We start from the raw sequence: 17,459 nt of genomic DNA on the forward strand, positions 1-17,459 counted from the left end.
GTTATTAGCCAATATCTAAACACAGGAGCAAGGTTAGTTAGATAAAATCTACATGTCAATACAATGTAGTATTTATCTAGATGCCTTGAAATTATGGCGAGATTTAGACTAGACCCAGAATCGGATAGCGCCCCGGTACTTGATCGGGTGCTTGAGGCATACGGCTTTACACAAAAATTACAGCTTGCCGAACATCTTGGAATTGCTTCCAGTTCTATGTCAGCGCGTTATAAACGCGGTGGGCTTCCTGCTGACATAATGCTCAAATGCATGGCTGAAACAGGCGTAACACTTGAATGGCTGGCAACAGGTGAAGGTAAGAAATTTGAGGATGAAGAAGTGGATATCCTCAAAATGCCGCGGCGTAAAATCGTTGACGGTTTGATGTATGACGCTGGGATGTACATGCTGGATAAAGTCTCTTTTTTACCCGGAGTCCCTTTGCCATCATCTCCCGTATGTGTCTTGGAAGGTAATAATCAGTTCATCGTTGATACCTCATTCACAGAAGTTTATGACGATCAGTGGCTAGTAGAGATTGAGGGTAAAGTGAGTATCCGCACCCTTACGCGTATCCCGGTTAAGAAGGTTAGAGTTAGCGGCGTTGGTATGGCTTTTGATTGTGGTATCGAGGACATAACCGTAATTGGGCGCGTTGTTCTGACGATTCAGTGATATGACCGTAAGAAAACTCAGTAATGGCCAATGGGTTGCGGACTTTTACACCGTCAACCGTAGTGATGGCAAGCAAGGAAAGAGAGTTCGCAAGAAGTTCGCGACTAAAGGCGAGGCGTTAGCATACGAAAATTACACCCTTCAAAAAGTAGAGGACACACCCTGGCTTGGACAAGGAAAGGATAAACGTCGACTTTCAGACCTAGTACATCTCTGGTTTGAGCGCCACGGGATAACCCTGCGTGATGGTGAAAAGCGTAAAAGCGCCATGCTATGGGCTGATGAGTGTATGGGTTCTCCAATGGCTATTGAGTTCACCGCGCAGCTGTTCACCGCTTATAGAGCTAAAAGGTTGGATGGCCATTTTGCCCGGACAAAGCGTGTCGCTCAGGTTTCGCCCCGCACCATGAACCTTGAGCACGCGTATTTCCTTGCCGTTTTTAACGAATTAAAACGACTCGGGGAATGGGACGCACCGAACCCTTTAGAGAACGTACGCCAGTTCAGAACAGAAGAAAGTGAGATGGCCTATCTTACAGAAAAACAGATCGAACGCCTTCTAGAAGAATGTCGTAATAGCTCCGCTAAGGATTTAGAGATCATAGTAAAAATTTGTCTTTCTACAGGGGCTAGATGGGGTGAAGCTGAAAAACTAAAACGAACCCAAATCTCCTCAGGAAAAATTACTTTTACAAATACTAAAGGTAAGCGAAATCGCACTATTCCAATCGATGATGATCTAGCCAAATCTATTCCCAAAAAAGGGGGGGCACTATTTACCCCGTGCTATTATGCATTTAGAAATGCACTTTCTAGAGCCGAAATTGAGCTTCCTCCTGGGCAGCTCACTCATGTACTACGTCACACTTTTGCAAGTTATTTCATGATGAACGGTGGAAACATATTAGTACTGCAAAGAATACTAGGACATACTGATATCAAAATGACAATGCGATACTCGCATTTTGCACCATCTCACTTAATTGAAGCTCTAAAGTTCAATCCATTATCAAAATCTATTAAAAAGGATGTTGAAGATGATCGATGAAAGCTTAAAAAGGTATCTTGACTATTACATTGAACAAGCTGAACCAAGTTACGCCGTTCTCATAACAGGGGATTGGGGAATAGGTAAAACTTATCAAGTGATGAATTCATTGCCTAAAGAAAAAGTATGCTATGTCAGTTTATTTGGCTTGAGTTCCACAAGTGAGATATACGCTAATGTCTTCGCAGAAATGTATCCAACAAGAAATTTTTTGAAAAAATCTGCTACAGCTGTTAAAGATTCCACCGCAGAATGGAATGATATAACGTTTGGAGCAGGAAATATTATTAGTAGCCTTGCCGACGCCTTTATAAAGGAGAAAGTAGATAATACTAAAATCATAGTTTTTGATGATCTTGAAAGATGCTCAGTAAAATTAAAAGATATTCTTGGCGCTATAAACAAATACACCGAACATCATAAATGCCGCGTACTTGTAATTGCTCACGACTCAGAAGTAGAATCAGAATTCATAACTACAAAAGAAAAAATAATTGGTCATACCATCAAAATAAAACCTCAAGTGGATTCTGCTGCCGATAGTTTCTTTTCCGAAACCGTCAGATTAAAACATCATAACAATATCAAATCATTCATAGTTTCTGCATTTAAAAAATCACAGTGCCAATCACTGCGAATACTTCGACATGTTATTAAGGACTGTGAAAGATTAACCTCTTGCCTTACATATATTCAAATCAAAAACGATGAGGCTATGCAGGAATTATTTAATACATTTTCAACATTGAATATAGAGTACAGACTAGGTAATATCCTTTCTGTTGAACTTATGAGCTTACAAAATGAATTCCGTAATCACGGCTACTCACTACCAAGTTTAGAAGCTGGCGATGAAGAAAATGAAGAAGCAGACCCGAAAGAGAAAAGATTGAAAAGATTATTTTCAAGTTATTCTCAAGAGATTTTTTCGGATGGAATCCTCAATGATGAGCTTATTTATTTGATGCTTGTTGAAGGCATATATCCAAAAAGTAAAATAAGAAACAAAATCAAACAATCAAGATATTTTCAAGAAAAAGCTAATATCGAAGTGCCAGCCTGGCTGAAAATCCAAAGTTTCGATTATTTGGATGATGAAATTGTTAACAATTCTAAAGTCGAGATGCTTAAACAATTTGAAAATAGAGAGGTGACTGAAACCGGAACTATGCTTCATATGTTTCACTTGATGTTTTTAATGTCATATATCAATGTAATTGATAAGTCCTTAGAGGAAACTCTTAATGATTGCAAAAAATACATAGATGACCTTGTTAACAACAATAGATTACCATTTGAAAATCCAAATGAAAGTATATTTGATAGCTTTTTAGAGTCGAGCGCACACGGCCACGGATTTTGGTTATATGAAGTTTACAGTCAACATATCAATGAAATTAGAAAATACATTAAAATAAAACGCAAGGAAGCATTAATTAATAACTACCCTGAATTTTCAAGGGAGATAATGCAGGCTTTAAATGATAATTTAAATGAGTTCAAATTACTTTTAATCGGTGAAGGTTCGACTTTAGGAAAATATTCCAGAATTGACATATTATCTACCATACCTCCTGAAGATTTCGTACTTACATGGCTGTGCAAACCCTATAATGACTGGGACAGAATTAGAAACATTCTAATAAATAGATATACTAATGGCATTGCCAAAAATATTTTGGCTAGTGAAAAAGAATGGTTGCGCTCAGTAATTGTCACACTAAAAATCGAAGCGATGAAGTTAGAAGGATTTGAACGCCTCAGGATAGAGAGACTCATCCCTGCACGTGCAATGCAGTATCTATAGTGTCGCAAAAGTGTCGCGCAAACTTCAGATTATTGGCTCATATTGGTGGATATTGGGCCTTTAACTTATTGATTTTGAATTAAGTAATTGTTTTTGCTTAGGCTGTAATGGTTCTCATAATCGCTTGGTCGCTGGTTCAAGTCCAGCAGGGGCCACCAAATATATCAAGGACTTAGATAAGAAATTATCTAAGTCCTTTTTCTTTGCGTCGAATTTGGGTCAGGTAACGTTTTGGCTTCGAACCTGAAATGCCAACTTCCAGACTAAAGGTTTGCATGAACACTTTTGCTTCGAACATCCATTCTCTGCTACAACGCCTCGTCAGCGAAGAAGACCCAAACTTGAGTGAAAACGATAAGTGTTTGCTATCACATCTTAAGGTTGCCCTCTATAACTTGCTGGAGGCTGAAAATGGATTAGAGCCTGTTTACAAAGTAAGTTTCAAGGATAGAGCCGGATTAGGATAGTTGGGGTTTTCACGCAGAACATGACTACGGCGTTTCAGTTTGCATTTCAATTTCAATCCTCAACTCATTATTGTTCTGCGCTATATCGCCAGCGATAACCGGCATTGGTTTCCCGTTTACCCTTTCATACAAGGCAAATTTTAGAAGCAGATGCGCCTAATGTTGCCGCTGCCGCAATTGGTACGGTATCAAACAGGATTTCCGTACCATCAGGATCTATCCGGATCACCGGTCTACTCTTTGTTTTTACTTTTCGAACTTCGACGGCCACCAGCGCTTTTCCTGCAGCAATTTCTTCTGGCGTGGCGTAACGCGCACCATACCCACCAGCAGAGCGCCTTTTACCATTGGCCACCATTGTGAACTTGCCATTTGATACGCCTAAAGCGCGGTTAGCATCAGCCACTAAAGGCCAGTATTGTTGATACCCGTCACTGAGCCGGATAGTGATTAGCGGCCTACCCCGGGCCTCATTCACTTTCGCCATACGATTCGCCGTCCATTCCGGATCAGAATGATATTTATCACGCATCGTAGCTTCGCGCCGGGCTAATACTGCGGCAGTCATTGAAGACTGTAGTGTTTCACCCATGCGCTCGCGTTCACCTTCTCGCTGCCAGCGGAGTGCTTGAGCTGCCGCCAGCTTATCTGCATGGCCATTAGCCTGCCGCTTCACCAAACCAGCCTGATTACGCTCTATCCATGTGGGATCAATACTTCGCAGCATCATGGCTTGCTCTTTGGCATGGTTATACATTTCAGATGTTACGCCATCAGTTATATCCTGCCGACCACTCCCCTTTTTGCCGCGTTTATCCAACATCATGGCATAAACAGCCTGCCAGGCGGGTGCTGTCTCTTTCCAGCGAGCATAGAGACGATGAGCGGTATAATGGTGCCAGGCAGTCAGGCGAACAGTTAAGGCCTCCAGGTAAAGCCGGTTATGACGGCGGAAAATAGCTCGCTGGATTATGTGATGGTCTTCGCAGTAGCAATTTGATGCAACGGGATGAACTTGTGCCCACCAGATAAGTTGTTTGTAGAGCTGACGCGGGTTCATCGCATCAGTTTGAGGGTTATAACTCATTTTGTGCTCAACGCTGTTCTCCGATCGCATAGCCCTGCTGATATGCGTCCAAGTATACTTCCTTTCCAGTTCCCTGCCCTCTGCAATAATCGCGCGCGCCTCATCATCCATCGCGGCTATTTCTTCCGCCGCGAAGGGGGATATTTCCAGTTCGGATTTTACTTCTGGCGTTAATTCATTGGTGTATTGCTGGATCATGTAAATTCTATTTCATTCCTAATAATTAATAAACCAAATAATTCTACTACGGATATGTACTCCCCATATAAATTATGGCATTTTTTGTTCATATTTAATCAACTAATTAATTGAAGCCCAAAATATCCAAGGTGAATATTAATGATTAATGTTACAGGTTATCTGAACCACGTTTTGAGCCAATCATCTAAAGGTACTTTTTGCGGTATCCTGCTGCCGCAGTACGTTGTCTGAAATGCATTATCTCAAGCCAGCGCGTTGCATCACACCTCCGGAGGTCTTTCTTCTCAGAGGTTCCCGCAACGCCATCGCTTTTTTTCAGAAATTAGTTTTATGAAACACTTTCGATCATCATGATATGCCCTTATTTAATCTTTTGACTATTTGTTCAAAAGGATGGTTTGTAGGTTCAGTGATTTACATGAAATATTGCTAATTAAGCGAGAGTATACACAGTGAATGGAAGAGTAAAATCTACTGAAAAAATGCGCCCATTCCGCGGAGAACAAATGGTAATCGCTCGCTAACTCAAGATCATAAGCAGAGGACGCCTCATGGCGTATAACTGAGCTGGGACAGAAAAGAATTGATAAGTGCCTTGATGGAAACACCTTTTCTGTCATTCAAGGTGATGGCGAAGAGCCAAACGGGCGTGTAATTCTTCGTACTATTCGCGGTAGCTACACTAAGTAAGTATATCCAAAGCCCCATGTAATCATTTTGGGGTCTTGTCGTATATAATATATTATATTTAATGGCATAATAGCAAAAATTGCCAATTAGTGAGAATCTCTATCTATGATAATTAAAATCAAAAATTGATTTTCAGTTATTCCGATAGAAACGCCTGATCGCCTGGTCGCTGGTTCAAGTCCAGCAGGGGCCACCAGACACCGCAAGGGCTGGAGAGAAATCTCCGGCCCTTTTGCTTTTTGGGCTCCAACACGATTGCCCCTCAAACGCATTCACACACTTCTCCCCCCCCAAAAACAGCTAAAGAAATCCTCCGTCGCGCCGATCATCATCCGTGTGTATTATTTCCTGTAGCGTTCTCAACAACTAACCTTCACTCAACGACTTAAGCGTCAAAAGCGAAAGGCATCATGAGCACACCGATCAAACGGCTAGAAATCATCAAAAATGCCATCGAGCTGGAGGATGACGACATCATCCAGAGCCAGCTCGCGCGCCTGAAGAATGAAGCGTTTGACGATGAGCTGCGGGCAATCGTCGCCGCGCTTGAGCAGAAGCGCTACACCGACGCGCTCGGGGCTATTGTTGCCTGGCTGCAGGGCCAGCGCGCCGTCACACAATGGCGCGACCCGCAGGTGGCGGCAAGCAAGCTTGAGCTAAAGGCGCTGGAGGAGCGGCTGCGCGATCTGATTGACCGCCGCAACGCGCGCGTGCAGCAGCTTGATGAATTTAACGATCTCTACTTTGCCCGCCTCGGGCCGCTGATGCAGCAGATCCTCGGGCTTCGCAAAACGCTGGCGGAGCTGAACCTGCGCCGTCAGCGGGCCGAAGCGCAGCGTCGGGAAGAGGACTACCGCCGCTGCCAGCGCTACATGGCGCAGGCGGTGGAGGTGCTGAACACGCTGACCCAGCGCTGGCGCGACTTGCCCGCGGATTCCGTGCAGGCCGCCGACGCGCGTAAGCATCTGCAGCAGCAAAGTAACCTAATTGCAAACCTGCTGGCCGAAGCGCTGGAGCTGGAAAACGGGCTCACGCGTGAGGAAGAGCCAGCGCGGCAGGCGCGCGACGAGGCCCACGACGAGTACGAGAAATACCGCGAGCAGCATCACGACGCCGAAGTGCGCCTGCGCAAAGGGAAAACGCTTTCGGAAGAGGACAGGAACGAGCTGAAGCGCCTCTGGCGTCAGGCGAGCAAGCTGTGTCATCCGGATCTGGTCGCGGACGACCTGAAGGAAGAGGCCAACGCGATGATGGTTCAGCTCAACCAGGCCAAACAGCGTGGGGATGTGAAGGCCATTCGCTCGCTGGTCGCCCGCCTGCAGCAGGGGTTCGAGCCGCTGATGGCAAGCGACAGGCTGAACGATCTGGCGCGTATTCGCAAAAAAATGGACCAGGTGCGCGAGCAAATCGACACCCTGGTGAACGAGCTGGCCGAGCTGGAAAAAGAGGAGTCGTGGCTGCTGGTCTCCTCGCTGAACAATATGGAAGCCTACTTTGCCCAGCAGGAGAAAGCGCTGAACGAGGTCCGCGCCTCGCTCGAAAATCAGGTGAGCGAAGCGCAGCTGGACTCGGCCGCGTAGTTATTTGGCGTGCCAGTACGCGCTGGCACGCACCAGCTGCGGGTCAATCGCGTCGGCTTCAAACCTCCGGCTCAGGTTTTTTACCACCTTCCCTTCCCCGGTCAGCCAGACAAAGTAATCCTCTTGCGGAACGGTCAGCGCGGCCAGATGGTCTGCTACCGCCTGCTCGCTGTGGCCCACAACCCACGTGATGTTGAACGCGCTCAGGTGCGCCAGATAATCCTTGCAGGATCCGTCCGCCACGGTCACGAGCGCATGTATCTCCGGGCGTACCGGCAGCTTAGCGATCCCCTCCAGCCGACGGCGCAGCGCGGGCATGCCGGACTCGTCGCAGACGTACAGCTGCCAGGCGTAATCTTCCGGCACCACCAGCGAACCGCGCGGCCCGCCGATGGTCAGCCTGTCGCCCGCTTTCGCCTGCATCGCCCAGCGGCTGGCAACGCCGCCGTCGTGAATAAAGAAGTCGAGCGCCAGCTCGTGGTTCGCCTCATCGTAGAGCGGCGTATAGTCGCGCGACTGCGGGCGCACGCCGTCGCCCCAGTCGATGCCTTCCTCCGTGACGACGGGCGGCACGAAGGTCGCGCCCGGCGCGGGGAAAAAGACCTTGGTGTGGTCGTCAAAGCCGCGGGAGCTAAAGCCCTCCAGCGCCTCGCCGCCCAGGACAATGCGCTGAAAGCCCGCGCTGACGCGCTCAACGCGCAGGACGTTTAGCTCGCGAAAGCGCAGGTCGTTACGAACGCGCTGAGGGTAACGGGTAGTCGTCATAGGTATGCCTTACACTGTGAATACGATATATCTAAATCAAATTTTAAATGATAATGATTGCTAATAACGCAAAAAGCAAGATCTTTAAGATTGCATCTAAATATATCTTAGATACACTTTAGATATATCAAAATTAAGGATTCCCATGCGACACGAACACGGCGGACGCCGACAGCGCTTCTTTGGACACGGCGAGCTACGGCTAGTCATTCTGGAACTTCTGACCCGCAGCGCGAGCCACGGCTATGAGCTAATCAAAGAGATCGAAAACCTGACGCAGGGGAACTACACCCCGAGCCCGGGTGTGATCTACCCCACCCTGGATTTTTTGCAGGATCAGGCGTTTATCACCATTATCGAAGAGGAAAACGGCCGCAGGAAGATCGCGATCACCGTTGCCGGGCAGCGCTGGCTGGATGAAAATCAGGAGCAGATGGAGAGCATTCACGCGCGTATCCGCGCGCGCTGCGTCGGGTTTCAGCTGCGCAAAAACCCGCAGATGAAGCGGGCGCTGGACAACTTCAAAGCGGTGCTGGATCTGAAGGTCAATCAGGGAGAGCTCAGCGACGCGCAGCTTAAGCAGATCGTAGGCGTTATCGACCGCGCGGCGCTGGAGATCTCCCAGCTGGATTAGGCCAGCGCGCGGTCGCCCACGCGGAACACGTTGACCAGCGCTTTCAGGTGCATCGCCTGATCGTTCAGCGATGCCGCCGCCGCGACGGACTCCTCCACCAGCGCGGAGTTCTGCTGGGTAGTCGAGTCAATCAGACCAATCGCGCTGTTAATCTGCGATATCCCTTCCGTCTGCTCGTGGCTGGCCTGGCGTATGTCGCGCAGGATAACGTCCATCTCCTCCACGTTGCCCACCATGCCGTTGATTAAGCCGCTGGCTTTCTCCACCAGGTTCATCCCGTCCTGCGTCTGGCTGGTCGAGCTCTCAATCAGCTGGCGAATTTCGCTGGCGGACGACGCGCTCTTCTGCGCCAGCTGGCGCACTTCTCCGGCCACCACGGCAAAGCCCCGGCCATGCTCCCCGGCGCGCGCCGCTTCTACCGCCGCGTTCAGCGCCAGAATATTGGTCTGAAAGGCAATGGCGTCGATCAGGTCGATAATGTCGGACATCCGGTTAGACGTTTCGTTAATCAGGCGCATTTTGCTGGTCACCTGCTTCATCATCTCGCCGTTGTTTTTCACGGTCGCCGCCGCGTCGGCGGAGAGAAGCGTTGCTTCGCCGGTGTGGGAGGCGGTGTTTTTCACCGTCGCGGTAATCTGCTCCATCGACGCCGCCGTCTGCTCGACCGAGCTGGCCTGCTCTTCGGTGCGCGCGGCGAGATCCTGGTTGCCCGCCACGATCTGCGCGGCCGCGCTGGAGATGTTCTCCGAGCCGGTCTGCACCTGCTGCACGATCTCCAGCAGCCGCGTTTTCATCTCCATCAGCGCGTGCAGCAGCAGGCCGGTTTCATCCTTCCCGCGCGGCGTGATGCTGGCCGTCAAATCGCCCTCTGCGATGGCCTCGGCAAAATGCACCGCCTCGCCCAGCGGACGGGTGATGGAACGCACGATGTACCAGCCCATCAGGCTGCCCGCCGCCACGCTGAAGAGCGTAATCAGGATCAGCAGCATGCGGTTGGATTTAAAATCGCCATCGACCTGCGCGCCCGCGCTTTGCATCTCGCCGTTTTGAATCGCAATCAGCTCCTGCACCTTCGCCTTGTAGGCCTGCTGCAGGCCCAGCGTGGTGGTGGTCATTTCCTCAACGGCCGCGGCGCGATCGTTACGCTGCACCGCCTGTAAAATTCGGTAGCGGGAGTCGAGATACTGCTGGCGCACGCCGCGGATATCCGCCAGCACCTGCTGGGACTGCTTATCCTGCAGCGCGTTGTTCAGATCGCCCAGGATCTGCGTGATTTGCTCGCTGATCTCTTTCAGGCGCAGCTCTGACCGCGCGGTAGAGGTTCCCCGCTCGTCCAGCAGCATCAGCTGTTGGGTGCTCACAAATTCCTGGAAGTTGTCGATCAGCTGGTTCGCCTTAACCGTTGTCGGATAATCGCGGGTAATGATGGTTTGCATTCCGTCGTTCGCCCGGTTGAGGCTCATCAGCGACAGGCTTGCGCTCAGGACCATCAGAACAATAAAGAACCCAAACGCCAGAAATAATTTCGTGCCGATCCTTACGTCATGTATGAACATATATTCTCCATCGATGTGATTATTTCTCAGACGATCATCGTTATCGGTAACAGCAACGCTAACTTTATGACTTTGATCGTTTTTTTCTTTACCACCGATGATTGAGCGTTCAGAAATGAATAAAAAATCCGGCGTTTTTTAGTTATTTAATATTTATTTAACATCCTGGCTTATTGCGAAAAACAAATAGCCGTTTACCCCCAAATGGAATAAACGGCTTTAGCGAAACCTGAGATGACTTAATGCAGCACGGTCACCGCGTCCTCCAGACGCCCCGCGCGGTGCTTCACCATCGCGGAGATCTGCGCGCTCTCTTCAACAAGATCGGCGTTTTTCTGCGTGATGCTGTCCAGCTCCGCGACGGCCCGCGTCAGCTCGGACAGCCCCGTCGCCTGCTCGGAGGTGGCGTGACTTATCTGGGCGATAAGCTGCGTGACGTTTTTCACCTGCTCGACAATATCGTCCATCGTGCGGCCCGCGGCGTGCACCTGCTCGGAGCCGGACTGCACCTTGCTGGCGCTGGCGTCGATCAGCCTGCGAATGTCGTTGGCGGCATTTGCGCTGCGGCTGGCGAGATGGCGCACTTCTCCGGCGACCACGGCAAAGCCTTTGCCCTGCTCGCCCGCCCGGGCCGCCTCCACCGCCGCGTTGAGCGCCAGGATGTTGGTCTGAAACGCAATGTCGTTGATAAGCTTGGTAATAGAGCCAATCTGCTGCGTGCTGTCGGCAATGTCGTCCATCGTCTTGACCACGGTGTGCATCGCATTTCCGCCCTCGGTCGCCGCGCTGCTGGCGGCCACGGAGAGCTTATCCACCTCGGCGGCGGTGGCGGAATTGCTTTGCACCGACGCCGCCATCTGGTTCATCGTCGTCACGGTCTGCTGCACGTTGCTGACGGTCTGGCGCGTGCGATCGTTAAGATCCTCATTCCCCTGCGCCAGCCTGTCGCTGCCGTCGCGCACGCTCACCACCTGGCTCGAGACGTCATTGATCAGCCAGCGGCACATCAGCCCGAGCTGCCCGATCGCGCGAAGGGTTAGCCCCAGCTCGTCGCTGCGGTTCAGGTGCTGGACGCTGTTACGCTCCCCCGTCGCCACCTTAAGCGCCTGGCGCGCCACGTTTTCCACCGGGCGAACAATCTGCTGCTCAAAGACAAGCGTGCCCGCCAGCACCGCGACCGCGCTCGCCGCCAGCGCCGTCCAGCCCGCCGAGGTGGTCAGCAGCGCGGCGGCCATAAGTAAGAAGAGAACCGCCATCACGCCGCGGACGCGCCAGCGCAGCGGCACGGCGGGCAGCCTGCCGAGCCAGCTTTTGCTCACCACCAGCCCTTTGTGGATACGCTTTTTGCAGCGGCCTTCATTCAGCGCCTTGTAGAGCGGCTCCACGGCGGCAACCTCTTCTGCCGTCGCTCGGGTGCGAATCGACATGTATCCTGTCATCTGGCCGTTGCGCACCATCGGCACCGCGTTCGCGCGCACCCAGTAGTGGTCGCCATTCTTGCGGCGGTTTTTGACGATCCCGCTCCAGGGCTCGCCCTGCTGCAGCGTGTACCACATGTCGGCAAACGCGGCCTTCGGCATGTCGGGGTGACGCACCATATTGTGCGGCTGGCCAAGCAGCTCCTGGAGGGAGTAGCCGCTTACCTGCACAAAGGTATCGTTGGAGTGGGTCATATAGCTGTGGAGATCGGTGGTCGACATGAGGGTGGTGTCAGCGTCCAGAGGATATTCGTTCTGTGTGACCCATGAAGAAGAGGACATGCGGGCATTCCTTGCAGGTTATTTGAATGTTAATTTTGTGGTTTATTGTTTTTTCGGCGATAACGAATTTATCTTTAGTTGTTAAACACGATAGAGATCGCAAATTTCAGTTAAACCGCACTTTTTGCACGCCTTTTTAATTAATTGATTTTAAATACTTTCATCCTGAAACTACTCACAAAGCATTATTCACCGCTGCCCGCTTAAGCGCCAGGCCCTGCACCATGCAGGGGCAGGGGCGCGTACTCCCTGCAACGCTGCGGCGTTTTCTTCTGGCCCGTTACGCCGTTTCGGCCAGCCCCGCATGATTAAATTTTGTGCAACATTATATTTCCCTGGCGTTTATCCCGATTTTTGTTAAGGCCGCTGAGGTGGCGTAATCCCTGCAATACTTAACTCAGTATCATGTGATACGCGATCCCCGGGAGCATATTTTGAACAGGTTACCTTCCAGCGCCTCGGCTCTTGCCTGTACCGCGCACGCACTGAATCTCATCGAAAAGCGAACGCTCGACCATGAGGAGATGAAACAACTTAACCGAGAGGTGATCGACTACTTTAAAGAGCATGTGAACCCGGGTTTTCTGGAGTATCGCAAATCTGTTACCGCCGGCGGGGATTACGGAGCCGTAGAGTGGCAAGCGGGGAGCCTGAATACGCTTGTCGACACCCAGGGACAGGAGTTTATTGATTGCCTGGGTGGTTTTGGCATTTTCAACGTGGGGCACCGTAATCCAGTTGTGGTTTCCGCCGTACAGAATCAACTTGCGAAACAACCTCTCCATAGCCAGGAGCTGCTCGATCCGCTTCGCGCGATGCTCGCGAAAACGCTGGCGGCCCTAACGCCCGGCAAGCTCAAGTACAGCTTCTTCTGCAACAGCGGCACGGAGTCGGTCGAGGCGGCGATCAAGCTCGCCAAGGCGTACCAGTCGCCGCGCGGCAAATTCACCTTTATTGCCACCAGCGGCGCGTTCCACGGGAAATCGCTGGGCGCGCTGTCGGCAACCGCCAAATCCACCTTCCGCAAGCCGTTTATGCCGCTGCTGCCGGGCTTCCGCCACGTGCCGTTTGGCAATATTGACGCCATGCGCGCCGCGCTCAGCGAGTGCCGTAAAACCGGTGACGACGTGGCGGCGGTGATCCTCGAGCCGATTCAGGGAGAAGGCGGCGTGATCCTGCCTCCGCAGGGCTACCTGCCTGCCGTGCGCCAGCTGTGCGACGAGTTTGGCGCGCTGCTGATTCTGGATGAAGTGCAAACCGGCATGGGCCGCACCGGCAGGATGTTCGCCTGCGAGCACGAGAACGTGCAGCCGGACATTCTGTGCCTGGCGAAAGCGCTCGGCGGCGGCGTGATGCCGATCGGCGCGACGGTGGCGACGGAAGAGGTGTTCTCGGTGCTGTTCGACAATCCGTTCCTGCACACCACCACCTTCGGCGGTAACCCGCTGGCCTGCGCGGCGGCGCTGGCGACCATCAACGTGCTGCTGGATCAAAACCTGCCCGCGCAGGCGGAGCAGAAAGGCGACATGCTGCTCGACGGCTTCCGCCAGCTGGGCCGGGAATATCCGGATCTGGTGCACGAGGCGCGCGGCAAAGGGATGCTGATGGCGATTGAGTTCGTGGATAACGAGATCGGCTACAGCTTCGCAAGCGAGATGTTCCGCCAGCGGGTGCTGGTCGCCGGCACGCTCAACAACGCGAAGACGATCCGCATCGAACCGCCGCTGACGCTGACGATCGAGCAGTGTGAGCTGGTGCTGAAGGCGGCGCGTAAGGCGCTGGCGGCGCTGCGGGTAAGCGTAGAAGAGGCGTGACGTCCCTCCCCCTTCTTCGGAAGGGGGATTTTCTTCAGTGCCGAGAGTATTACGGCATCAGCTAAAAAGCATAAAACGATATATGAAACAGTAGAAGCCAAATGAACGATTAAATCGCCAGAATAGCCGCCTGGTAAGATTTTTATACAAATAGATATACGCCCTCACACACGCCCAAAAAGCATTTATTGCTTAAAGTAACAGCGAGTAATAAGAACCTGATAAATATGACCTAACTTCATATAATATAAGTAAATTCCTAGTAAAAGCGCTAAACCTGTGTATCACCATTCTTACACCGCTGTATTCAAATCGTTACTCCAGCAATTGCGAGAGAACTTTAAGTTATATACTATGAGTTGAATGTAATTCTTACCGATGCATAATTGCGGCTCTTTTTGGACCCCGGACCAAAATGCCAGTCATTGATTATTGCTTGCAGGAACATTTATGAATTCCACACTCGACATCACTGGCAACGGATTGCACGCGTATCGTTTTTCTCAGGATACAAAACCGCAGAAGGCCATTGAGACACTTTTTGCTTATCTCAAACCAGTTAGTTCGCCTTTCTTTTTAGAGGCAGATAAAGAATTTAACTTAAGTCCTAAAAGAGACAATAGCGGTATTATCCTTCTTGATGAGGGCATCTGCTCTGTATGTCATGAAGAAAACGGCTTGCATATGTATTCTTTCTTTGCACAAAGCCTGATAGGGTTTATTGACGGATATAGTCTCTACTATGATGTTCCCGCAAGACCACAGCATATGCTATGCGCAGAAACGGATTGCACGGGTTATTATGTTCAGGTGGATGATTTCGTCAAAGTGGCCGATGAAAATAATCTTTGGCATGACGTTGCCCGCATTCTGGCGCATCGATTGATGGTCATGAGCGCACGGGAAAATGAATTAGTCGGCGTAGACTCTTATCGCAAGGTACGCTCACTTTTAATTGAGCTGTGGTCTTATCCAGAAGAGTACCGGCGGAATATCAACGTGCAGAACTTTATTCAACGCCGAACGTTGATGTCGCGAAGCCGAACGCTAAAATTATTATCTGAATTACGCAAGGGCGACTTCATCAGCATCGACAATGGAAAGCTAACTGCTATTCAAAAACTTCCCGAAGCTTATTAACGCTAATTCCTGACGGCTTCACGCCAGATATCAAACACCATCTTTGGCTCAACCACTTATTCGGTCCTATTGAGGACCGATTTGCTATGCGTGTAATTTAAAGCCGCAATTTTCATTAATTACAGATGTCCTTTGTAGGACCGCATTTTTGCTTTTAATCAAAAAAAACGACAATACAATATGTCTCGAGCTGATAAGGATATCCTCACATCCAAATGTATTTAATGGATAAAAGACTAATAACGGAATAATCCAAATAAACTAAAAGCAATTAGAGTTAAATTATGAAAAAAACAGTTATGGTTAAAAGTTTAGCAGCAGCGGTTATCATGGCAGCCGGCATCTCTTCTGCATTCGCAGCAACGAGCGGCGCAACGTCTTCCACCGTACAGGGCGGCACCGTTGAGTTCAAAGGTTCTGTTGTTGACGCAGCATGTGCAGTGTCTTCCGATACCGTAAACCAGGTTGTTAACCTCGGTCAGGTACGCCTTGCACAGCTGACCGGCAAAGATGCAGTAGCTAATCAGAAAACGCCTTTCGCGATTACGCTGGCTGATTGTGATTCTACTGTTTCTAAGCAGGCTTCAATTACGTTTGACGGTACTGCAGCAGCTGATGAACCAGGCGTGCTGGATAACACCGCTGGCGCAGGCTCCGCGTCTGGCGTGGGTATTCAGATTTATGACAAAGACGGTTCCGCGCTGGATCTGGGCACCGCATCTCAGGCCGTTACCCTGATCGATGGCAACAACAACCTGAACTTCTCTGCTGACTACATCCAGACTGCAGACACCGCGACCGCGGGCAACGTGGACACCACCGCGACGTTCAACATTACTTACCAGTAATTCCCGTCAGGATGAAATCTCTGCCAGGGAGGGCAGCTTAATTTTCTAGGGGGAAGGAATGATTAAAAATATCTTAAGCATCGGCTTGCTCAGTCTTGGGATCGTTCCCTCACTGACGTTTGCGGAGACGCACGTCACCGTCAAAGGGGGAGATGTTGAATTTCGCGGTGCGGTAGTGAATGCCGCCTGCGTGGTCGATGTAGGAAGTGAGGATCTTACCGTTCAGATGGGTGAAATTCGCACCGATGAATTTCACGGTCTGGGCAGCTGGACCGATCCACAAGCGTTTACGTTGGAACTCAAAGACTGTGATTCCACCGTCAGCCAGGACGTTGGCGTAACGTTCCGGGGCCAAACGGATAAAAAAGACCCCGGCGTTTTGGCCGTTATTGATGGCGCACAAAGTGCTCAGGGCGTAGGGCTTGGTCTTTTTGACAGCCAGGGAAATCAAATTATTCCCAATGAACGTCCTCTCACCTTTACGCCAATTCAGGATGGCACAACATCGCTGCATTTTACCGCGCGCTACAGAGCGACCTCCAACGAGGTGATTGCCGGTGATGCAAATACAGAAACCTGGTTCACGTTGACCTATTTATAAATTCAACGCCCTCAGTGGCAATAATTAGCAAGGCTTATCATGTCCGTCATTTCTTCTCTACGCTCCTCGCTGACCGTTTTACTCATGGTTAGCGCAGGATTTATTACATTCGCTGCAAATGCTGCTGAACCCGGCGGCGTATCGTTGGGTTCAACCCGCGTTATTTACCCTGAGGGAAATACGCAGGCTTCACTCGCAATCAATAATACCGATCCTAACGCCGTTTTTTTAATTCAGGCGTGGATGGAGAATGCGCAGCAGGCCAAAAGCAGTGATTTTGTATTAACGCCACCGCTGTTCGTTATCAAAGCCAATAAAGAGAATACGCTGCGTATTATGTACGTCGGGCCTAACACTCTGCCAGCCGATCGCGAATCGCTTTACTGGGTGAACGTTAAGGCCATTCCGTCAGTCAGCAAAGATACCAACAATAAAAACACGCTGCAGATTGCGATATTGAGCCGCATTAAGCTTTTCATGCGCCCCAAAAACCTGTCGATGTCCTCTAATGAAGCACCTTCGCATCTGCAATTCCACAAGAGTGGTAACACGCTAACCATCGATAACCCAACGCCTTATTACCTGACGCTGGTTCAATTCCACGCGGGCCTTGCCAATCTGCCAACCACCATGGTGGCACCGATGTCCAAAGCGGATGTAAAACTCCCGGCAAATGCACAGGGCGATATTAATTTCCAGACCGTAAATGATTACGGCGCGAATACGCCTACTCAAAAGGCACATTTGAATTAATAAATTAAGGCGGGTCAGCAAGGATATGACTAT

The 17,459-nt window shown here is 50.3% G+C and carries 14 protein-coding genes; 10 read left to right on the plus strand and 4 right to left on the minus strand.

What is annotated here, in order from left to right:
• Nucleotides 1–93 precede the first annotated feature (93 nt).
• Genes AB8804_RS12465 through AB8804_RS12475 form a run of 3 tightly spaced genes read left to right on the plus strand, consistent with a single transcriptional unit; the run spans nucleotide 94 to nucleotide 3,530 of the window.
• Nucleotides 94–675: a phage repressor protein CI gene (locus tag AB8804_RS12465; protein ID WP_371186535.1), complete on the plus strand. Its 582-nt coding sequence runs from the start codon at nucleotides 94–96 to the stop codon at nucleotides 673–675.
• A 1-nt stretch (nucleotide 676) separates the two neighbouring features.
• Complete coding sequence (locus tag AB8804_RS12470; protein WP_371186537.1) at nucleotides 677–1,723, plus strand: tyrosine-type recombinase/integrase; 1,047 nt, start codon at nucleotides 677–679, stop codon at nucleotides 1,721–1,723.
• Nucleotides 1,713–3,530 carry a hypothetical protein gene (locus tag AB8804_RS12475; RefSeq protein WP_371186539.1) on the plus strand — a complete coding sequence of 606 codons (1,818 nt, stop codon included), beginning with the start codon at nucleotides 1,713–1,715 and terminating at the stop codon, nucleotides 3,528–3,530. Before AB8804_RS12470 ends, AB8804_RS12475 begins: the two co-directional genes overlap by 11 nt.
• A gap of 591 nt (nucleotides 3,531–4,121) precedes the next feature.
• On the opposite strand, the gene AB8804_RS12480 is transcribed toward AB8804_RS12475, so the two are convergent.
• Nucleotides 4,122–5,282 (minus strand): hypothetical protein, encoded by a 1,161-nt coding sequence (locus tag AB8804_RS12480; RefSeq protein ID WP_371186541.1) that lies wholly within the window; start codon nucleotides 5,280–5,282, stop codon nucleotides 4,122–4,124.
• 1,103 nt (nucleotides 5,283–6,385) lie between these two features.
• On the opposite strand from AB8804_RS12480, the gene AB8804_RS12485 reads away from it, so the two are divergent.
• Nucleotides 6,386–7,555 carry a DNA repair protein gene (locus AB8804_RS12485; RefSeq protein ID WP_371186543.1) on the plus strand — a complete coding sequence of 390 codons (1,170 nt, stop codon included), beginning with the start codon at nucleotides 6,386–6,388 and terminating at the stop codon, nucleotides 7,553–7,555.
• Here AB8804_RS12485 and AB8804_RS12490 read toward each other — a convergent pair whose 3' ends face one another.
• Entirely contained in the window at nucleotides 7,556–8,320 is a 765-nt protein-coding gene (locus AB8804_RS12490) for a siderophore-interacting protein (protein ID WP_371186545.1), read from the minus strand. It abuts the gene before it with no gap.
• Nucleotides 8,321–8,465: 145 nt separating this feature from the next.
• Here AB8804_RS12490 and AB8804_RS12495 point away from each other — a divergent pair, with 145 nt between their 5' ends.
• The gene (locus AB8804_RS12495; protein WP_371186547.1) at nucleotides 8,466–8,954 is read left to right on the plus strand and encodes a PadR family transcriptional regulator; all 489 of its coding nucleotides are present in this window, start codon (nucleotides 8,466–8,468) and stop codon (nucleotides 8,952–8,954) included.
• Here AB8804_RS12495 and AB8804_RS12500 read toward each other — a convergent pair.
• Nucleotides 8,951–10,510: a methyl-accepting chemotaxis protein gene (locus AB8804_RS12500; RefSeq protein WP_371186549.1), complete on the minus strand. Its 1,560-nt coding sequence runs from the start codon at nucleotides 10,508–10,510 to the stop codon at nucleotides 8,951–8,953. The genes AB8804_RS12495 and AB8804_RS12500 overlap by 4 nt on opposite strands.
• A 239-nt stretch (nucleotides 10,511–10,749) precedes the next feature.
• Nucleotides 10,750–12,270 carry a methyl-accepting chemotaxis protein gene (locus AB8804_RS12505; protein ID WP_371186551.1) on the minus strand — a complete coding sequence of 507 codons (1,521 nt, stop codon included), beginning with the start codon at nucleotides 12,268–12,270 and terminating at the stop codon, nucleotides 10,750–10,752.
• A gap of 434 nt (nucleotides 12,271–12,704) precedes the next feature.
• Between AB8804_RS12505 and ygjG the strand changes: the two genes are divergently transcribed.
• The 5 genes from ygjG to AB8804_RS12530 all read left to right on the plus strand — a co-directional run bounded on the left by ygjG (nucleotide 12,705) and on the right by AB8804_RS12530 (nucleotide 17,426).
• Nucleotides 12,705–14,084 carry a putrescine aminotransferase gene (gene ygjG / locus AB8804_RS12510; RefSeq protein ID WP_371186553.1) on the plus strand — a complete coding sequence of 460 codons (1,380 nt, stop codon included), beginning with the start codon at nucleotides 12,705–12,707 and terminating at the stop codon, nucleotides 14,082–14,084.
• A 450-nt stretch (nucleotides 14,085–14,534) separates the two neighbouring features.
• Nucleotides 14,535–15,224, plus strand: coding sequence for a helix-turn-helix domain-containing protein (locus tag AB8804_RS12515; protein WP_371186555.1), 690 nt, complete (start codon nucleotides 14,535–14,537; stop codon nucleotides 15,222–15,224).
• 284 nt (nucleotides 15,225–15,508) lie between these two features.
• The gene (locus AB8804_RS12520) at nucleotides 15,509–16,072 is read left to right on the plus strand and encodes a fimbrial protein (RefSeq protein WP_371186557.1); all 564 of its coding nucleotides are present in this window, start codon (nucleotides 15,509–15,511) and stop codon (nucleotides 16,070–16,072) included.
• 58 nt (nucleotides 16,073–16,130) lie between these two features.
• The gene (locus AB8804_RS12525) at nucleotides 16,131–16,673 is read left to right on the plus strand and encodes a fimbrial protein (protein WP_371186559.1); all 543 of its coding nucleotides are present in this window, start codon (nucleotides 16,131–16,133) and stop codon (nucleotides 16,671–16,673) included.
• Nucleotides 16,674–16,712: 39 nt separating this feature from the next.
• A complete protein-coding gene (locus AB8804_RS12530) occupies nucleotides 16,713–17,426 on the plus strand; it encodes a fimbria/pilus periplasmic chaperone (protein ID WP_371186561.1) in 714 nt (237 codons plus the stop codon).
• Nucleotides 17,427–17,459 lie beyond the last annotated feature (33 nt).

It is taken from the genome of Enterobacter sp. KBR-315C3_2022, from assembly GCF_041399425.1.
Classification (GTDB): domain Bacteria; phylum Pseudomonadota; class Gammaproteobacteria; order Enterobacterales; family Enterobacteriaceae; genus Enterobacter.